This window comes from Gillisella terrae (assembly GCF_004801395.1).
GTDB lineage: Bacteria > Pseudomonadota > Alphaproteobacteria > Rhizobiales > Rhizobiaceae > Allorhizobium > Allorhizobium terrae.
Map to the genome: position 1 here is coordinate 190,734 of NZ_SSOA01000006.1, position 20,129 is coordinate 210,862.

Below are 20,129 nucleotides of genomic sequence, written 5' to 3' on the forward strand. Positions count from 1 at the left end.
CCTCCTCCAGGAAACGTGTTCAGCAGGTGTCCCGCCACAGCTTTTGCCTCTGCGTGCGAGCACTTTGATCTCGGCTATTCGAAATTTTCCTCCTGCTACTCCCATAGCGTACATCGTTTGCACAATCGATATTTCAAGGTTGCACAATCGATGGTGCAGAAACGTTAGGCAGATTTTTTTCTTTCGTCAAGAGGAGGATTGCTCTACACATCAATTTCATGAGGAGGATGAAAATGGCAGACCTTAATCCCAAGAAGGCGACTATTTACGATCTGTCGGTGTTGTCAGGCGCATCCGCATCGACGGTCAGCGCTGTGTTGAATGGCACCTGGCGCAAGCGTCGCATTTCTGAAGAAACGGCTGGGAAAATCCTCTCGCTGGCGAAGGCGCAGCGCTATACCACCAATCTTCAGGCCAGAGGGTTGCGCAGCTCCAAATCAGGTCTGGTGGGCCTTTTGGTGCCTGTCTACGAAAACCGGTTTTTTTCCTCCATGGCGCAGGCTTTTGAGGCCGAGGCCCACAAGCGTGGTCTCTCACCGATGGTTGTTTCCGGGCGGCGCGATCCTGAAGCAGAGCGCAAAACTGTGGAGAGTCTGATCGCCTATTCGATTGATGCGCTGTTCATTGCTGGCGTGGCCAACCCCGATGGTGTCCATCAGGTTTGCGCCGATGCCGCCCTTCCCCATGTCAATCTCGATCTTCCCGGTAAGCTCGCTTCTTCTGTCATTTCCAACAACAGACATGGTGCTGAAATTCTAACCAGCGCGATTTTGGAGCATGCGGCACGCGCTGGCGCGCTTTCGCCTGACGATGTGGTGCTGTTTGGTGGGCATGATGACCATGCCAGTCTTGAGCGCATCGCTGGCTTTCATGCCGCCAAAAGCGCTTATTTCAAAGCGGACGGCAGCGTCGATGATGTCGAGAAAACAGGCTATTCACCAAGGATGACAGAGCTTGTTCTCGAAAACTATTTTAAGAGAAAAGGCCGCCTGCCGCGCTGCTTCTTCGTCAACTCATCCATCAACTTCGAGGGCCTTCTGCGCTTTATGGGAAGGCATGATCCTTCGGTTGTTTCGGACATCGTGGTTGGCTGTTTTGACTACGATCCCTTCGCATCATTTTTGCCGTTTCCGGTTTACATGATCAAACCCGATATTTCCAAGATGCTCGAAATCGGCTTCGAGCTTCTGGACACCGCACCCGTTGAGCCGCTCGTAACAATCATCGAACCAATGCTGATCCCACCTCGCACCGCGCTAACCGGCCCGCTCGACGACGTCAGCCAGATGCACACCGCGAAGTGATTGCTTTTGCGGGTTGGTGAGGCAGGCAGGCCGTCAGCGATCAAAAATCCCGTTTGGATCTGATGTCGGCTTGAAGCATGTCGCAGTGAATCCCATTGACTGCGATGGGCACTGCGACGGGCTTTAGAATTTCAGTTTGTAGGACACGGCTGCCGCCACGGCCCAATCGCCTTTGGCGTCGGCATCAAAGGTCGCGCCCTGAGATACACGCTGCTTCCCGGCCGTCAGGTAGGAGATGGCGGCACCCAGGCCAAATGTGCCGACATTGGCCTTGTATTGCAGGCCAGCACCAAGGGTCCAGGTATCGGTGGTGATATCGGCACCTGTGCCCACGCCCTGATCCCAGGTGATGTCGGTGGAGCCGGAAATCTTGTCGGTGAAGTCGTGGCCGACGCCAAGCTGGAGCGTATAGCCGTTTTTGTAATTGAACACCTTTCGGGCCGTACCAAGATCTGTGACTGTGTAGTTGAAATTCGGCAAGACGCTCCATTCGGTCCATGCGGCAGAACCGTAAACGAGCCAACCCGGTGCCACGCCTGTTTGAGCGGCAAGCTTGATGGATTGCGGCAGAGTGCCCTTCCCGAAGGCTGGCAGTGTGTTTGGAATACCCAGCGAGGTGCCGACATCGGACGCCGTGAAGGTGCCATTGCCTTCATGCTTGACCTCGGAACGATAGAGGAGCTGGACGCGAAAGGCGTATTCAGGAATATCATAGGCCAGCCCTGCCCGATATCCGAATTCACCGTTATCTCTCAGCCGCACGCTGCCGATCAACGTGTCCTCGCGATAGCTGAAACTTTCAATAAACATACCGCCGATAAAGTGCAGGCGTCCGGGACCGGCGGCAACATGCACATCACATGTCCCGCCATATTCGTCCGACGACAGTTCCATGTGAGAGGTGGGGTTTGGCAAGGGATTGCCATTGGCGGCGGCTGTCACGCCTTCAGCATTTTGTGCGGCCTGGCTATAGGTCCCTGCGCCGCCGAACGGTTTTGTGTATGTGAAGGCGCATGACAGATTGTCGGTTAAGCGCGCAGCAAAGGCGATATTGGGAATGGTAAAGGACTGAGAATAATCGCCATCATGGACGGACTGCCCAAGGAGTTTTGAATAGGAGCGATTTGGCGACACATACACAAGCGACGATTCCGTGCTGAAACGTGCGTCATCAAAAAGAATATCAGTGTTTGCCTCACCGCGCGAAAAGCCGCCTGCCATCGCCGGTATGGAATATGCCGTCGTCATGCCTGCCAACAGCAGGAAGGCGCCTGTGCGCCGAGCCATCCTGAATTTCATCTGCTACGTTCCCACCTTGTTTTTATGGAGATGATCACGCAGTTGGTTGTCGCTGATGATTTGCCGGTCCTTGCCTCCTGCCGGCTTATCGCAACGCCCCTCTGCGCTGATCGTGTCCAGAATATGGACAGAGGGTCAACCTTCAACGTGGCAGCGGGGACAAAGAAGGATCATTTACGGCCATTTGCCCCTATCGTGTCGCAAGGAGGGGACGCAACCCTATTGATCGTGGCCGGTGATCAGGACCGGCCGCGCTGGTCCGCCCAGCTTTGGTAATGATCGGCAATCGTCTCCGAAAATGGTCGGTATGTGATGCCGAGTTCTTCGCGGCTGCGATGATTGTCGAGCGCGAAACGAATGCCGAGATGGTTGGTCATGTAAGACTGGGTCAGTCCGAACAGCGGCCCTACGAGCCGCACGACGGCATTGGGAATTTGCCAGGTGGGCAAGAGATAGGGTCTGGGATGAACCCTTCGCGCCACGGACGCAATTTCGAGAAAGCTGCGGGTGTGGTCTTCAGCCACGATATAACGGCCCCGGGCCGCAGGATTTTCAGCAGCGCGGATATGGGCTGCGGCCACTTCGCGGACATCAACGCAGGCAAGGCTCAGATCGGGCATGCCGTAGAAGAAATAGCCCTTGAACATCTCGTCCAGCAAAAACAGTGAGCCGGATTCAGACGCCGGTGTCAGAGAGGGGCCGAGGATCATGCCGGGATTGATGGTGATAAGCTCCCACCTGTCCTGTTCCTTGGCTTTTGCCCAGGCGGCTTTTTCAGCCAGCACCTTTGAGTAATGATAGGGGTTATTGTCAACGGTGCTGGTCGTATTGAAATACTCTTCGGCAACCGTGTTGTTCTTCATGCGTCGCACGTCAGCATAGTCACCAAAGATGGCGCCAATGGTCGATGTCATGACCACCTTGCGCACCGAAGGCGTTCTGTTGACGCTACCCAGCACATTATGGGTGCCGCGCAACGCTGGCTCCACCATCTCTCTTTGGCCATCCTTGATTTTCTCCGGCAGTTTGAAAGGCGAGGCAACGTGATAGACGATGCTGCAATCGGCCATGGCCGCGTCAAATGAGCCGTCCCGCAAAAGATCCGCCTCGAACAGTTCAAGGCGGTTATCAAATTGCGCCCGCATCTTTTGCAGCGGCGCTATTTTTTCAGCATTTCGCAAGCTTCTCACCGTGGTGCGCACCGTCTTGCCCGCTTGCAACAGCTGCAAAATAACATGGCTCGCGACAAAACCGCTACCACCCGTCACAAGGACAGTCTCTCGTGCAGTCTCTTGCATGTTTGCTCTCCTCCTCCCGGCTATATGACGGCTGTTCAGCAGATCAATAGCCAGCTTTCATCACGGATCGTTTGCCGCTGATGTGCAGAGCTGCGGCCTCTTTTTCGTCTTTGCGCAATCGGCCATTTGCAATGTAACGGATGAGCCACGGAATCCGCCTCACACGGCTGCCTGAGCTGTGGGCCAGCACATAACACTGCGCACATTTTTCCAGAATTTCGATATTCAGCAGCAGACGTTCCAGCCCCATGCCGAAGCAAAGAACAAGATCGTCCAGACAATATGCGTTTGCGCCATTTGAAAGCGCCGGTATCGGACCCGTTTGTTTTGAGGATAGGCCGACGCGTTTTGCTTCGACACCCAGATGACGAACCTGCTCATCGAAAATGGCTGGCATGGTCAAATCAGTACGCGATAGCCAGGAGCACCAGGTGAGTTGACCCGCTGCAATCGCCCCGACATCCGGGCGGGCCTGATAAATCCGCTGATGGAGATCTGTCGATGGTTGGGTCATATCCACCCATTCGAACGTGCCGGGAATGTCGCGCCCGGCCTCGATGCGAACGCGCACAAAGGCCTGACGCTCAGGAATGCGCTGAGAGACAACATCACCCGGCTTGAGCAAACCCTTGCCAAACAGGCGGGCCGCAGCGAGCCCCAATTCCTCTTCCACGTTGGCATTGGTCTGGTGACTGACCGCCTGATTTACCATTGGAGCGACCATATCACACCATCCCGAACACAGTATCGAAACGGTTGAGTGCATCGTCGATCACCTCATCGGTGTCGGCCATGCTGGTGTAGATGCGGCTTCCGGCAAGGGTGAGCAGCCCCTGCGAGAGATAGGCAGCGCCCATTTCTTCCATCAGGTGCTTTCGAGCATTGGCCTCGCGCATGAGCTTGATCGGATTGCGCATGCTCATCAGCAGCACTGCGGATGTCTGAAGATGAACAATCGAGCCCATGTTGTAGACAACATAGGGCAGGCTTCTTCGGTTCATGATTTCCTTGAGGCCCCGCGCCAGCCGATCTCCGGCCCGCCCGGCCAGAATGGGAGCGTTTGTGCGGGCCATTTCCTCAATGGCATAATAGCCAGCCACGCAGGACAAGGGGTTGGCCGAGAGTGTGCCGCCAACGAAGGCCCGTTTGCTGGAGGTGCCAATGCCGCCGACAAGGGCCATCATCACTTCTTTTCGTCCGCCAATACCGCCCGCCATCAGATAGCCGCCGGTCAGGCATTTGCCAAACACCGTGATATCGGGATTGACGTTAAAATAGCCCTGTGCGCCACCCATGCCGACGCGAAAGCCGGTGACCACTTCATCAAAGATCAACAGCGCGCCGAACTCGTCACAAAGCTTGCGCACCTCCCTGTTATATTCCGGGGTCACAGGTCGCGTGCCGCTCTCGGGGCCGAGCGGCTCGACAATGACCGCAGCCGTGCCGCCGCGAATGCGGTTCAGCATGAGTTTGCGACGCAACGTGCCAAGCTCATTGGGAAAGACTTCCTGCGTATAGCCTGTCACGCCCTTTGGTATGCCGGTTGCCTCACGGCGGCCCGTTCCCGGCACGCGCATGCCATACACCATCTGGTCGCTCCAGCCGTGATAATCGCCTCCGACCTTGATCACCCATTTCTTGCCGGTGTAGGCGCGGGCGAGACGGATGGCCCCCATGCAGGCTTCGGTGCCGGAGCCAAGCATGCGAAACATCTCGATACCCGGCATGTGCTGACGGATGATTTCGGCCAGCTTGATTTCATACTCATGCAGCAGGCCTGTGACCGGCCCGCAGGCATCCAAGATTTCATGGGCCTTTTCGCGCACCGGCAGATAGTTTGACCCCAGCAGTGTTGGGCCGCCTGCCTGCAAAAAGTCGATGTATTGATTGCCATCGGCATCCCACATATGCGCGCCATCCACCTTGGTGGCCGCAATTGCGAAGGGATAGTTGAAGGCAAGATTGTGCTGCACACCGCCGGGAATAACCTCGCTTGCGCGTGTCGCCAAAGCCTTGGATGTCTGGCATTTTTGCTCGAAATAGTCCAAAACCTTGGGCATATTGGCCTTGGATATGCCTTTGGGCGGCTGTTTCAGCAAGGTGCCGAGCCGATCCATCAGATCCTTATTGTCTGGCCAGGTGCTGATGGCATAGGCGGCGGGTTCTGCGGTTCTTGTTGCCATGTTCATATCAGGCTCCTTTGCCCTTCGACGTCTCCAGCGCTGCCAAAAGAAAGGCCTGAAGCTGCTTGTCGAGCGTTGTCATTTTTTGGATGCGTGTTTGAAGGTAATGCTGGGCGGATTGCTCGATCTGGCGCAGCATTGTTGTTGCCGCTTTCAGATTGTCTGCCGAGCAGATAACGCCATGACTTGCCATAAGGTAGGCGTAGGTCTTGGGCTTTATTGCCTTGGCGAAGGCTTTGGCAAGCATGCCCGTTCCCGATGGCCTGTAGGGGATCAAACCAACATTGTCGCCATTGGCATCAGTGCTGATACCCGGTCCCCAAGGCAGAATCTCATGCAAAAGAGCGATGGCGCTGGCAACCGGCTGATGGGTGTGAATGCTGGCGCGCCGCGATGGATAGGCTTTGATCATGCAGGCATGGAGCGCCTTTTCCACCGTTGGCACCGTCTCACCGTCAACGCGTTTTAGCGTTGCAATCTCGATGATCGGCACATCTGCGGGGCCGATGGCATAATAATCGGTGGCAGATGGCGTGACGGCCATAAGGCTGGCGTCAAGCCGGACACCAATGTTTCCGCCCGTGCCGGCAAAGTAACCATGATCTGCCAGATAGCGACACGTATCGGCAATCTCCTGGCGAACGGTGGCAAATCTAACCATGTTTGAAGCCCTTTGAGCTGTTTATTTTGTGATAGATTGGAGCAAGGCGGCGGTGGAGCTCATTGAAAATGCCAAAACGCTCCTCGTAAAATGCAACAGCAGGTGCCGATGGTTCATAAAACCGCTCGATCTTGACCTGACGCACGGATTCATCCAGCCGCATCAAACCCAGCCCATGGGCACCGATAAAGGCGGCCCCTCTCGCATTTGCCTTCAAAGGATCATGGGGCTGGCGGATTGTGACGTTGAGGACATCGGCGTAAATGCGACACCAGATATTCGACATGGCACCGCCGCCGATCATGGTAATCGCTTCGGGACGCTTGCGCATGAAACGCTGGATCGGCTTCATCATCCAGCGGGTGTTGAATGCCACACCCTCAAAAACGGCGCGCACGATTGTTTCGCGATTATGGCCCATGCCGAGATTAAAAATGCCCGCACGAAGCAAGGGGTCGTCCACCGGGCAGCGCTCTCCAAACAACCATGGCAGATAGAGTGCACCATCAGCACCAATCGGCTGGCGGGCGGCAATCTCGTCGAGAATGCGATAGGTATCGGCCGAAGGCTCGCCCCTGATCAGACCGTCATCGTGAAACACAATGCGATCCTTGAGGAAGGCGATATTGTTCGCCCCGCTCGTTTGCAGGGCCACCATCAGATATCGGGAGGGAACGGCGCAAGGCACGGATGTGATCTGATCGAGCACATTGGTGCGCTTGAAAGGAACGTGTGCGGCAATCCACGAAGATGAACCGACATAGAGATGGCAATCGAAGTCATCGAGTGTGCCTGCACCAATGGCGGCTGCGGAATTATCGATCGCCCCGGCCACCACAGAGGTCTTTGCTGAGAGACCAAGCTGTTCGGCAACATCCGGGAGCACGGTTCCGATCACATCGGTGCAACGCACAAGGTCAGGAAATTTTTCGCGCTCTATGCCACTGGTGGCAATCAGGCCGTCATCATAGCGAATATTGTCCGGGTCACGATTGTCTGTCACCCACGACGTCAGAATGGAATCCTGTGTGGCACAAAAGCGCCCGGTCAGGCGCAGGTTCATATAATCGAGAACATTGAGGAATTTGTAGGTTTTTGCGTAGATCTCGGGAAAGGCATCGCGGATGAGCAGCATATGGCTTGCCGGATCCTTGCCCGAAAGCGCAGGCGCACCGCCACACAAGCGAATCCATTTTTGCAGTTTCAAGGCATCGTAGCCCGCGATTTTCACCCGGCCGCCCATTGTGTTCTTGAGGTGTTGCGCGCCCCGCATATCCAGCCAGAGGACAGCATTCATCAAGCTTTGACCGTTGCGATCAACGGCAACAGTGCTTTCTCCCTGGGTCGAGGCGCAGATAGCAACAATATCGGAGCGCGGAACGTCGCTGACACTCAAGACTTCGCGGGTCGCATCAATGAACGCATCCCACCAATCCTGCGGGCGTTGTTCTGCACCAACGCTGTCAACGACGATAAGCTCCACGGGGCGAAAGGCCCAGGCGACAACATCACCTGCCAAAGACACCAAGCCGACTTTGCAGCCGCTGGTGCCGAGATCGATGGAAAGAATATATTGATGTGTGCCTGTCATGGCCCCTCAGCCGGATCATGCCGGCTCGGGCCGGTCGGTTTTCTTACTGAGAGGATAGTCCCGCCAAGGCGGCGAAATGAAGCGGTCCAGCCGCCCTAATCAGGGTCTATTCCGGCCAAATCCGAGATAGGTCGGTTCGAAGCGCACCCGGCGTTGTGCCGGTCCAGCGGCGAAAAGCACGGCGAAAATTATGCGAGTCGGTAAAGCCAACGGCAAAGGCGACCTGCTCGATAGACATCTGAGGATTGCCCAGAAGTTCCAGAGCTTTGTTCTTGCGCAGATCGTCCAGCAAGTCCTGAAAGGACACGGAAGCCTCAGCAAGTCTGCGCCTCAATGTTCTCTCGCTCATGCCCAATGTCTTGGCGACGCCTGAAATGCTGATCCGCTTTTCAAGCTTCTGGCGCAGCACGCGCTCAACGGCTTCTGTGGTTTCCACAGCCTCCCTTGCCCGTTCATGATGATAGGCGATACATTCGAGCAATTGCCGATTGGTGTAGGGATCAGAGGTCGCCAAGGGCTGTTTGTACAAGCTTGGTTCACACAGAAAAAGATTCTCAATGGTTCCAAACCGAATCTCGCAACCGAAAATCCTTTTATACGCCGCCGAATGTGCAGGCTCTGGATAGGCGAGTTCAACCCGCAGCGGCTTGAAGCCATCGCCCAACAGGCCAATACCGATTGTCATGAAATTGGCGAAGGCTTCTTCAACAAGAAAGCTGTAGATTCCAGGCTCCGGGAAACGGCTGGCCGCGGTAATAGCAACCCCCTCTTTGGTCAAGCGGGTGTCAAACTCCAGCATGCTTCCCGTGTTCTTTTGAAATTGCATGCCGAGTTTGACGGCCTCTTCAACGGTGGCCGATGTCAACATCGCAAAGCCAACGAGCCCAACGGAGTGTATGTTTTGTCGAAAGCCTGTCTCCAGTCCCAATGCATGGCCGTCTGCCATCTGTAGCGCGCGAACAATGATTTCACGGCCCTGGCGAAATGAAACCCGACAGTCTGGATCCTCTATATCCGTCAGGGTAAGCCCGACGCCCACCAGCAACCGGCTGACATCGATGTTGCAGTCTTTCAGCGTTGCCACGAGGCTTCTCAGCATGAAGACAGGGATATTGGCCGTCGTTAAACGTGAATCGATAGGTTTCATGTGCCGTTTGATCTCCTCCCCGACACTTATATTGCTTTTATGACACCTCTTTTCCAACTGTCCGGTCAATAAACTTTGCGTTGTTCTTACCATTATTGGCCGAAAATGACCCGAAACAGGCCCCCGAAATCATTTGTAGGATCGGGGGCTTGTCATATGGTCGTCATTCGAAAAGCTGGAGAAAGGCTGGAACGGTCGCACAGCGTGGTAATCTCCCGGGGAGAGACTGCAATGATCTTATGGATTGTCAGTTTGAGTGCCGCCTATGCCATCGCGTTGAATGGCACGATGGTTATGCCGGTGGTCGTTTTAGCGATGAGCAAACTTGCCGGATACAATGAAGGGCTTGCGACCATTGTTGCCAGTGCGGAACTGGCGGGGGTTGCGATTTATGGTCTGTTCCTGCCGAAACTGGCGCAGCGGTCATGGAAAGCCGTGGCAATCTGCGGTGTGCTGGCTGTTCTTGCCGGGGAAGCGTCAAGCTTTTGGCAGCAATCACCGTCGCTGCTTGCCTTGGCCCGTTTTATCACGGGGCTGGGTGAAGGCGCGATCTTTTCCATCGTTGCGATGAACCTCGCGTCGCTGGCCAATGCCGAGCGGTTGTGGGGGGCGCTTGCGCTCATTGGCGGCACGGCAATGGGTATTTTGCTGTTCGTTGTATCGCTGATGCCGCATCAACAGGCGCAAGCGCCGGTGTTTCTCGCCATTACCGCTTTTGTAGCCCTCATGGCACCTTTCATGCTGTTTATGGCCAGACGGCCGCGCGACTTGCAAAAAGCAACGGTGCATTCCAGGCTCGATCGCAAAAAGATGACACTGGCGATGATCATCGTGTTCATGGTCTATGCTGTTCAGGCCGGACAATGGGCCATCTGTGGCTATGTCGGCGAGCGTATTGGCCTCGACAATTCCGAGGTTGGGTTTTATCTCGCCATTTCATCGCTTGCCGGTTTTCTGGGGGCCGTGGTTCCAGCGATGACCCATGATAAGGCCAAGCGTCTGCCTGTGGTTTTGCTTGGCTTCGTGATCATGGCTATATCAATCTACTATCTTTTCCATGTCTTCACGGCTTCCGTGTTTTTGGCCACACAGGTTCTGGTCAACATCGGCTTTTTCATTGTCACCCCGTTTGTGACCGGTGTGCTGACAGAAAATGACCCGGACGGCTCTCTCATGTCACGCATTCTGGTCATCGCCATCATCGGCGCAACCATTGGCACAGCCATTGCGGGGCCTATTTTCTCCATGGCAGGTGCCTCGGTCTTTGCCTGGTCATGTATCCTGCCTTTGGTGCTTGCCGTTGTGTGTGCAATATTGGTGTTTGGACACCTTCACCGCAGCCTTCCGGCAACAGTGAGAACAGGCCTATCGGAGTGAGCAGGTTGAGCGAAAATAACTTTCTTGAGATGTCACTGGCGAGGCTGCGCAAGGCGTTCGAGGCAGACATCAATCCGTCGCTTGCCACGCGCCGCGATCGTCTGAGCCGGATTGGCCAACTGCTCAAGGAAAACCAGGACGCTCTGTGCGTTGCCGTCTCCAACGACTTTGGCCACCGCTCCCAGCATGAAACGATAATGCTGGAGATTGTGCCGCTGATGGGCGCGCTGAGACATACGCGCAGCCATCTCAAGCGTTGGATGAAAGCGGAGCGTCGCGCGCGCTCCATCGAGTTTTTGCAGCTTTCAAATTATGTTCAATATCAGCCGCTTGGCGTCGTCGGCATTATGGCCCCCTGGAACTATCCGCTCTTTCTGACACTTGGACCATTGATCGATGTGCTGGCCGCAGGAAACCGCGCCATGATCAAGCCTTCGGAGCTGGCACCACAAACCTCGGCCCTGATATCATCCTTGATTGGCAAATATTTCTCCGCCGACGAGGTGCTTGTGGTGGAGGGCGATAACGAGGTGGCAGCGGCTTTCTCAGCGCTTGCTTTCGATCATCTCGTTTTTACGGGTTCGACGGCGGTGGGCAAAAAGGTCATGGCGGCGGCGGCCGCCAATCTTACACCCCTGACACTTGAACTTGGTGGCAAATCGCCAGCGCTGATCGCGCCGGATTATGACAATAAGCGTGCTGCGCGCGACATCGTCTTTGGTAAACTGATGAATGCAGGCCAGACCTGCATTGCGCCGGACTATGTGCTGGTCGAGAAAAGCCGTCTTGATGGTCTTGTCGATGCGCTGGTTTCAGAAGTGCAACAGCGTTATCCAAAATCCAGCGCCGCTGAAAACTATTCCAGCATTCTTGGAGAGCGCAGTTACGCACGATTGATGGATGGACTTGATGAATGCCAGAGCCGGGGTGTGAAACTGGTGACCGCCGACATTGCCGTTGCGCAACAGGGGCAAAGTATCAGGCCGACTTTTGTGCTGAATCCTCCTGCCGATTGTCGCTTGATGGAGGAGGAAATCTTCGGGCCCATCCTGCCGATCATTGCCTATGAGACAATTGATGAGGCAATCGCTTTCATCCGTGCCCGTCCGCGTCCTCTGGCGCTTTATCTTTTCACAAGTCACCGTGCGTTGGAGCGCAGCGTATTGGAAAAAACGATTTCCGGTAATGTGACGGTCAACGGCACACTTCTTCACGTTGCGCAAAATGATCTGCCTTTTGGCGGCGTTGGACCAAGCGGCCTCGGTGCCTATCACGGTCAAGATGGCTTTCGGCGGTTTTCCCACGCGCGCGGCATCAGCAAAGTGCGTATATTCAACCCGGCCCGTCTCGCTATGCCGCCCTATGGGGTCATGACACGGCTGCTGGCAAAGTTGATGGGGCGGGGCTGAAGCATGATTCCTGAAATCGGAATCGATTTAAGGAATTATGCCGTAGTGGGATAGGCAGTTCGCAAAAACGTTTAAAACAGAGCTTTGGTGAACCTGACAGAGTCCAGGCGGTTAGGCCATCTCTTTGTCGTCGCCCATAAAGCGGTAGCCAACCCCGGCTTCTGTGCAAATAATACTCGGCTGCGTTGGATCTCGCTCTATCTTCTGGCGGAGCTGACCAATAAACACCCGCAAATAATGAAGATCATCGCCGTGCGCCGGACCCCATACGGAGGTGAGCAATGTTTTGTGGGTCACCACCCGGCCTGAGTAGCGCGCCAACAGAACCAAGAGGTCATATTCCTTCGGTGTCAGCTTGATAGGCTTTGTATCCCGCGTCACCAGTCGGCGCACGGTATCAATGGTCAGACCATCAACGTTCAAAACGGTCGCAATAGCGCTTTCGCGATTTTTTCGGCGAAGGGCGGTGCGAATACGGGCTGTCAACTCGCCAATGCCAAAGGGCTTTTCGATGTAATCATCCGCGCCAAGGTCGAGGGCCGCGATTTTTTCGCTTTCCCTGTCGCGGGCCGAGAGAATGATGATCGGAATTTCCGACCAGCCGCGCACGCTGGCAATCACCTCTTTGCCGTCCATATCGGGCAGGCCCAGATCAAGGATCATCACATCAGGTGCAGCGGTGGCGGCCGCTTTCAAGGCTTCTGCGCCGGTGGCAGCCTCAATCACATGGTAGCCGGCAGCCGTCAGCGCCGGGCGCAAAAAGCGCTGGATCTGCGGCTCGTCATCAACCACCAAAACCCGATCAAGGCTCATGGTGCGTCCTCTCGACAGGGCATGTCCTTGCCCTGTATCTCTTTGATCGGAAACCGCATCACAATTCTCGTGCCTCTCTTTTTCAAAGCGGGGCTTTCCGCTTTGATTGTGCCGCCCATGGCAGTGACAAAACCCCGTGCAATCGAAAGGCCAAGCCCTGTTCCCGGTGCGCGGCCATCCGCCTTGCCACGGCGGTAGAATTTCTCAAAAACCTGCTCAAGCTCTTCCACAGGAATACCTTTACCAAGGTCTGTGACAGAAATCAGCACCTCATTGCCATCGCGCCTTGCATAGACGTTGATCGGCTCGGTTCCGCCGTATTTGACCGCATTGTCGAGAAGATTGAACAACACCTGCCCCAAAAGAACACTGTCCGTCTCGATCAATGGCAGGTCGGGCGCAATGCCCGTCTCAATCACCCGTCCCGGAAAATATTTGCGCGCCCGATCAGTGGAGGCCCGAACAACATCAGCCACATCCACCCAATCGCATTTCAGGCGCAACATGCCCGCTTCAATGCGGCTCATATCGAGGAGATTGGCGACAAAACGTGAAAGACGTTCACTTTCTTGCTCGATCGATTGCAAAAGGTCGTCGCGGCTTTCCGCATCCATCTTGTCACCAAAAGTGCGCAGACTGCTGACCGCCCCGGTGATGGTGGCAAGCGGTGTGCGCAAATCATGGGAGATGGAAGACAGCAGAGCATCACGGTAGCGCTCGCCTTCCAGTCTTGCGGCCTGCTCAATGCTGGTTTTGGACAGGCGTGCCCGGTCAATGGCAATGGCGGTCTGATCCAGAATGGCCGAAAATGCCTTTTCTCCCGCCGCATCCAGCGCAGTGTCGCCTTGCTCTATGCCGCACACCCCAACGGCACCGTGGGGTGTCATCAAGGGCCGGAAGTGAAAGCGGCTGTTGGGAAGGGTGCCGGTGCCCTTGCCCGCCGGTTCCTGCTTTTCATAGGCCCAGCGTGCGGCGGTGATGTCGGTCACGCCCGGCTCGGTATCGGGTGGCCATGCCGCTTGCGTTTTGAGATCACCGTCTTGCGGCAAAAGCAAAATGGCGTTGCCTTTGACACTGGCCTGCAATTGGGTCACGGCAGCCCAGAGCACCTCGTCTGATTTGACGGTGCCGGAAAGTTTTCGGGAAAAATCATAGAGCGCCTGCATGGCGATGGTGCGCACACGGGCTGTGGCCGCCTGTTCGCGAATGCGCGCGGCCAAGCTGCCCGCCAGGACCGCGGCCCCAAGATAGGCAAAAAGGGCAAACACTTCATAGGGTTCGGCAACCGTGAACGTATAGCGCGGCACAATGAAAAAGAAATTATAGGCCAATGTGGACAGGCCCGCCGCAACCAGCGCCGACAACAGGCCGCCGTAGCTTGCCGCCGATAACACGGCCAGCAAAAAGATAATCGATAGATTGGGCAGGTGCACAAAGCTGTCGATGGCAACCCCAAGAGCGGTGGCACCACCAACAAAGCCCGCCGCCACCAGCAATGAGCGCGGCGCATTGGACAACTCGATTGGCTTGAATATGAATGCCCGCTTTTTCTCACCCTGATCGGGCGGCACCAGATGAATGGCAACGCCCGGCGAGCGCTTTGCCAGCGCATCGGGCAGCGTGCGGCGTCGGAGGGAATACCAGGGGCGCTTTTGCGATGTGCCGATGACAATCTGGGTGGCGTGCTCGCGCCGCACGAGCTTTATCAGCTCTTCGGTAAAATCGCTGCCCGCAATGCGGCGCAGATCGGCACCCAATTGTTGTGCCAGTTGCAATGTGCGTTCCAGCCGTTGCTGGTCTTCGCCCTGCCCGGCATCGCGATCGACCATTTCGACATGCACAACGATCCATGACGCATTCAGGCCAGAGGCAAGGCGGCTTGCCGTGCGCACCACCTTTTCAGACAAAGGGTCTGGGCCGACGCAGACAATCAAACGCTCACCGCTGGCCCATGGGCCTTCGATTGCATTCTGGCGCAGATAATCGATCATCTGGTCATCAACGCGGTCGGCGGTGCGGCGCAGGGCCAGTTCGCGCAGGGCCGTTAAATTACCGATGCGAAAAAAGCGATCCACGGCGCGGGTGGCGCTCTCCGGCAGGTAGACTTTGCCACCCCGCAGGCGCTCCACCAGTTCTGCCGGGGGCAGGTCCACCAGCAGCACCTCATCAGCCTTGTTCAACACCGTATCGGGCACCCGCTCACGGATGGTGACACCGGTGATCTGGGTGACAAGATCCGAAAGGCTTTCGAGATGCTGGATATTGATCGCCGTCCAGACATCAATGCCCGCTTCGATCAGCTCTTCAATGTCCTGATAGCGCTTGGGATGGCGGGCATCCTCGGGATTGCTGTGAGCCAGCTCATCAACAATCAGAATGCGGGGCTTGCGGATCAGCGCTGCATCCAGATCAAACTCTTCCAGCACACGGCCACGATAATTGACCTGTTGCCGTGGCAAAATGGTGAGACCCTTGAGAAGATCAGCGGTCTCCGAGCGGCCATGGGTTTCCACCAGACCCACGACAATATCGACACCATCATCATGCAAGCGCCGGGCGCGCGACAGCATGGCATAGGTTTTACCCACACCCGGCGCAGCGCCTAAAAAAACAGTGAGTTTACCCCGGCGGTCTTTCTCCGCCAGGGTCAGCAAAGCATCCGGGTCGGGACGCTTGTCCGGGTCTTGACTGCTTGCAGCCATGCGCTTGATCAGCCTTTCAATGCATCCAGTGCCAGGTTCAGCTTCAGCACATTGACCTGTGGTTCACCAATGAAGCCAAGGGACGGCAGAACTGTTTCACTTTGCACCAAAGCAGCAACGCTGGTTTCTGGCAAGCCTCGCGCCTTGGCCACCCGCGCAATCTGCGCCTTGGCAAACGCTGGCGAGATATGCGGATCAAGGCCGGAGCCGGAGGCCATCACGGCATCGGCGGGCAGAGGGCCATCGATGCCGCTGTCTTTCAGGTGCTTGATGTTGGCGGCAACCGCATCACGCAGCTTGGCCGCCGTTGGCCCCAGATTGGAGCCGCCCGATGCTTGCGCGTTGTAGGCATCGGGGCTTGTGGCCGATGGCCGTGGCCAGAAATAACGCTCGGTTGTGAAATTCTGGCCAATCAGTTGCGAACCAATCACGGTATCGCCTTTGGTGATCAGGCTGCCATTGGCCTGCGCAGGCATGGCAAACTTGGCAACCCCGGTAATAGCCAGCGGATAGCCGATCCCCGTGAGCACGGTCATGAGAATAACAAGCGAAAATGCGGGACGAAGATGATTAAGCATGATCTTACACCAGATTGAGGAAGCCAACCACAAGGTCGATGATCTTGATGCCCGCAAAGGGCAGAACCAGACCACCAAGCCCGTAGATCAGCAGGTTGCGGCGCAGCAGCACGGCAGCACTGGCCGGGCGATATTCAATGCCCTTCAGCGCCAGCGGAATGAGTGCAATGATGATCAGCGCATTGAAAATTACAGCCGACAGAATGGCCGACTTGGGCGACGATAGCCCCATGATGTTCAAGGCATTGAGCTGCGGATAGGTGACAACGAACAAGGCCGGGATGATGGCAAAATATTTGGCCACATCATTGGCAATCGAGAAGGTTGTCAGCGCACCACGGGTCATCAAGAGCTGTTTGCCAATACCAACGATTTCGATCAACTTGGTGGGGCTGGAGTCGAGATCCACCATGTTGGCGGCTTCGCGGGCGGCCTGGGTGCCGGTCTGCATGGCAACACCCACATCGGCTTGCGCCAGTGCTGGGGCATCGTTGGTGCCGTCGCCGCACATGGCCACAAGGCGACCGCCCTGCTGCTGCTTGCGGATATAGGCAAGCTTGTCTTCCGGCTTGGCTTCGGCCAGATAATCATCCACGCCAGCTTCTGAAGCAATGGCGGCGGCTGTGACCGGGTTATCACCCGTGACCATCACGGTGCGAATGCCCATGGCGCGCAATTCTGCAAACCGCTCCTTGATGCCCGGCTTGACCATGTCCTTCAGATGAATCACACCCAGCAGACGATTGCCATTGGCAACAGCCAGCGGTGTGCCGCCGGTGCGGGCCACCTTTTCCACGGCCTGACGGAAAGCGGCAGGGGCGCTGTTTTCCTTGACGTTGGCAAATTTCAGCACCGAGTCAACGGCCCCTTTGCGCAAGCGCCGATCGCCAATATCGCAACCCGAGATGCGGGTTTCGGCGGCAAATGGCACCAGAAGATCCACCGTGACATTGGGCGTTTTCACACCATAGGTGCCGTTGGCCAAAGCAATGATCGAACGGCCTTCCGGGGTTTCATCGCCAAGGCTTGCCAGCAGGGCTGCTTCGGCCAGCTCATTGGCATCGACGCCGGGAGCGGGAATAAAGTCAGCCGCCATACGGTTGCCGTAGGTAATCGTGCCGGTCTTGTCGAGCAGCAGCGTGTCCACATCGCCTGCGGCTTCCACGGCCCGGCCCGAGGTGGCAATAACATTGAACCGCACGAGACGATCCATGCCGGCAATGCCGATGGCCGACAACAGGCCGCCGATGGTGGTGGGAATCAACGTCACCAGCAAAGCTGCCAGAACCGTGATGGACACAACTGTGCCGGAATAACCTGCCAGACCCCAGACCGAGACAACGACAATCAGGAAGATCAGCGTCAGGCCGGACAGAAGAATGGACAAGGCGATTTCGTTGGGGGTTTTCTGCCGTTCGGCCCCTTCGATCAGAGCAATCATGCGGTCCACAAAGCTGGAGCCAGCCTGCACGGTGATGCGCACCTTGATCCAGTCCGACAGCACCTGTGTGCCGCCGGTGACAGCCGAGCGGTCGCCGCCGGATTCACGAATGACGGGCGCGGATTCGCCGGTAATGGCGCTTTCATTGACCGAGGCAATGCCCTCAATCACTTCACCATCGCCGGGGATGAGTTCACCCACATCAACGCGAACAATATCGCCGACTTTCAAGCTGGTGGCAGGCACCATCTCTTCCTGACCATTGGCCGAGAGACGGCGGGCCACCAACTCGGATTTGGTCTTTTTCAGGCTTTCGGCCTGAGCGCGGCCGCGGCCCTCGGCCACGGCTTCGGCAAAGGTGGCAAACAACACGGTAAACCACAGCCAGGCGGCAATCTGGCCAGAAAAAACCGGATCGCCAGTGTGGGTGATCAGATCACGCAGGCAAAGGGCCGTGACAAAGGCTGCCACAACCTCGGTGACAAAAATCACCGGATTGCGCACCAGCTTGCGGGGATCGAGCTTGATAAAGGCATCTTTTGCGGCTGGTCCCAGAATGGACGGATCAAGAATGCTCATGCTGGAGGATGTGCGAGACATGGAAATCTCCCTCAAAATGTTTGGCCAGCGAGCATGGCGAGATGCTCAACAATCGGACCAAGGGCGAGTGCTGGGAAAAATTGCAGGCCACCAAGGATCAGGATGACCCCGATGAGAAGACCGGCAAAAAGCGGTGTGGCGGTAGGGAATGTGCCTGTCGATGCCGGAATTTTCTGCTTGGCGGCCAGAGATCCGGCAATGGCCATCACGGGTACGATATACCCAAAGCGGCCCAGCATCATGGAAATACCCAGCGTGGTGTTATACCAGGCGGTATTGCCATTCAGACCGCCCATGGCCGAGCCATTGTTGCCGGCAGCAGAAGTAAAGGCATAGAGAATTTCTGACAAACCATGCGGACCGGGCGTGCCGATACTGGCCACCGCAAAGGACAACATGGCAGACACCGCTGAAAAGCCAAGGATGACGGCAGGCAGGATCAGCACCGCAAGCATGGCAAATTTCATTTCGCGCGATTCAATCTTCTTGCCCAGAAATTCCGGTGTGCGTCCCACCATCAGGCCAGCCACAAACACCGCCAGAATGGCAAACACAATCAGGCCATAAAGACCGGAGCCAACACCGCCGGGCAGAATTTCGCCAAGCTGAATCAGGAACATCGGCACCAGACCACCAAGGCCGGTAAACGAGCCGATCATGCCATTGACGCCACCGTTGGATTCACCCGTGGTAACGGCGGCATAAAGCGCTGTCATGGCCTGACCAAAGCGCACTTCCTTGCCTTCCATATTGCCTTGCAGGCTATCTACACCCAGCGAGGTCAGAATGGGATTGCCTTGGGATTCGGCCCAATAAATGATCGCCACACCGGCAAGCAGCAGAGCAGCAATCGAGCAGATCAGGGTCCAGCCCTGACGGCGGTTGCCGGTCATTTCGCCAAAGGTGAACACCAGAGCGGAGGAGATAGACATCATCGCAAAGATGTTGAGATAGCCGGAAATCACATTTGGATTTTCAAACGGATGGGCGGCATTGGCATTGAAAAAGCCACCGCCATTGGTGCCAAGCTGCTTGATGGCTTCCTGACTGGCCACAGGGCCAACGGCGATCATCTGCTTTGCGCCTTCCAGCGTGGTGGCAGCCACCGAGCCATCCAGCGTCTGCGGCAGACCAAGCGCCACAAACACCAGCGCCAGAATGATAGCCATCGGCAACAGCACATACAGCGTGGCGCGGGTGACATCGACCCAGAAATTACCAAGGGTCGGGCTTTGCGAGCGCATAAAGGCGCGGGTCACGGCAATGGCCAGCGCAATGCCCGTGGCCGCAGACAGGAAGTTCTGCACTGTCAAACCGGCCATCTGGGTGAAATTGCTCATCACCGCCTCACCGCTATAGTTTTGCCAATTGGTATTGGTCACAAAGCTGACGGCGGTATTGAACGACAGATCGGCAGGCACATTGGCGAAGCCTTGCGGATTGATGGGCAGATAGGCTTGCAGGCGCATAATGGCATAAAGAACGATAAAGCCAGCCAGCGAAAATGCCAGCATGGCCAGCGTATAGGCCAGCCATCCCTGTTCCTTGTCTGCCTTGATCGCAGACAGTTTATAAAATCCGTGCTCCAGCGGGGCGAGAACGGGGGTGAGAAATGTTGGTTTGCCGGAAAAAACCGCGCTCATGTAAAGACCAAGCGGTTTGATGACGGCAAGGACGAGCAGAAAGACGATGCAGATTTGCATCCATCCGAGCAAAGTCATGGGAA

General features: G+C 56.3%; 15 protein-coding genes. 3 read left to right on the forward strand and 12 right to left on the reverse strand.

The features are described 5' to 3' along the window. Positions 1-233 precede the first annotated feature (233 nt). On the forward strand, positions 234-1,304 hold the full coding sequence (locus E6C51_RS13295; RefSeq protein WP_190236311.1) for a LacI family DNA-binding transcriptional regulator: 1,071 nt from the start codon (positions 234-236) through the stop codon (positions 1,302-1,304). 123 nt (positions 1,305-1,427) lie between these two features. Here E6C51_RS13295 and E6C51_RS13300 read toward each other — a convergent pair whose 3' ends face one another. The 7 genes from E6C51_RS13300 to E6C51_RS13330 form a co-directional block, all read right to left on the reverse strand. Next, positions 1,428-2,591, reverse strand: a complete 1,164-nt coding sequence (locus E6C51_RS13300) for an OmpP1/FadL family transporter (RefSeq protein WP_230987286.1) — start codon at positions 2,589-2,591, stop codon at positions 1,428-1,430. A 251-nt stretch (positions 2,592-2,842) separates the two neighbouring features. Continuing rightward, a complete protein-coding gene (locus E6C51_RS13305) occupies positions 2,843-3,901 on the reverse strand; it encodes an NAD-dependent epimerase/dehydratase family protein (RefSeq protein WP_190236313.1) in 1,059 nt (352 codons plus the stop codon). 43 nt (positions 3,902-3,944) lie between these two features. Then, positions 3,945-4,625, reverse strand: coding sequence for a hypothetical protein (locus tag E6C51_RS13310; RefSeq protein WP_190236314.1), 681 nt, complete (start codon positions 4,623-4,625; stop codon positions 3,945-3,947). Between the two features lies 1 nt (position 4,626). Continuing rightward, positions 4,627-6,090, reverse strand: a complete 1,464-nt coding sequence (locus tag E6C51_RS13315) for an aspartate aminotransferase family protein (protein WP_190236315.1) — start codon at positions 6,088-6,090, stop codon at positions 4,627-4,629. Position 6,091: 1 nt separating this feature from the next. Further along, positions 6,092-6,745 (reverse strand): class II aldolase/adducin family protein, encoded by a 654-nt coding sequence (locus tag E6C51_RS13320; RefSeq protein ID WP_190236316.1) that lies wholly within the window; start codon positions 6,743-6,745, stop codon positions 6,092-6,094. Beyond that, entirely contained in the window at positions 6,738-8,336 is a 1,599-nt protein-coding gene (locus E6C51_RS13325; RefSeq protein ID WP_190236317.1) for a xylulokinase, read from the reverse strand. The genes E6C51_RS13320 and E6C51_RS13325 overlap by 8 nt, the downstream gene beginning before the upstream one ends. 106 nt (positions 8,337-8,442) lie before the next feature. After that, on the reverse strand, positions 8,443-9,483 hold the full coding sequence (locus E6C51_RS13330; protein ID WP_190236318.1) for an AraC family transcriptional regulator: 1,041 nt from the start codon (positions 9,481-9,483) through the stop codon (positions 8,443-8,445). A gap of 231 nt (positions 9,484-9,714) precedes the next feature. Between E6C51_RS13330 and E6C51_RS13335 the strand changes: the two genes are divergently transcribed. Next, positions 9,715-10,860 (forward strand): MFS transporter, encoded by a 1,146-nt coding sequence (locus E6C51_RS13335; RefSeq protein ID WP_190236319.1) that lies wholly within the window; start codon positions 9,715-9,717, stop codon positions 10,858-10,860. A 5-nt stretch (positions 10,861-10,865) separates the two neighbouring features. Then, positions 10,866-12,269, forward strand: a complete 1,404-nt coding sequence (locus E6C51_RS13340; protein WP_230987288.1) for a coniferyl aldehyde dehydrogenase — start codon at positions 10,866-10,868, stop codon at positions 12,267-12,269. Between the two features lie 111 nt (positions 12,270-12,380). Here E6C51_RS13340 and E6C51_RS13345 read toward each other — a convergent pair whose 3' ends face one another. Genes E6C51_RS13345 through kdpA form a run of 5 tightly spaced genes read right to left on the reverse strand, consistent with a single transcriptional unit; the run spans position 12,381 to position 20,124 of the window. Then, positions 12,381-13,082: a response regulator gene (locus E6C51_RS13345; protein ID WP_190236320.1), complete on the reverse strand. Its 702-nt coding sequence runs from the start codon at positions 13,080-13,082 to the stop codon at positions 12,381-12,383. Continuing rightward, the gene (locus E6C51_RS13350) at positions 13,079-15,784 is read right to left on the reverse strand and encodes a sensor histidine kinase (protein WP_190236321.1); all 2,706 of its coding nucleotides are present in this window, start codon (positions 15,782-15,784) and stop codon (positions 13,079-13,081) included. Before E6C51_RS13350 ends, E6C51_RS13345 begins: the two co-directional genes overlap by 4 nt. Before the next feature lie 8 nt (positions 15,785-15,792). Continuing rightward, positions 15,793-16,362 (reverse strand): potassium-transporting ATPase subunit KdpC, encoded by a 570-nt coding sequence (gene kdpC, locus E6C51_RS13355; RefSeq protein ID WP_190236322.1) that lies wholly within the window; start codon positions 16,360-16,362, stop codon positions 15,793-15,795. Between the two features lie 4 nt (positions 16,363-16,366). Further along, the gene (gene kdpB / locus E6C51_RS13360) at positions 16,367-18,403 is read right to left on the reverse strand and encodes a potassium-transporting ATPase subunit KdpB (protein ID WP_190236323.1); all 2,037 of its coding nucleotides are present in this window, start codon (positions 18,401-18,403) and stop codon (positions 16,367-16,369) included. A gap of 11 nt (positions 18,404-18,414) precedes the next feature. Continuing rightward, positions 18,415-20,124: a potassium-transporting ATPase subunit KdpA gene (gene kdpA / locus E6C51_RS13365; RefSeq protein ID WP_190236324.1), complete on the reverse strand. Its 1,710-nt coding sequence runs from the start codon at positions 20,122-20,124 to the stop codon at positions 18,415-18,417. Between the last annotated feature and the right edge of the window lie 5 nt (positions 20,125-20,129).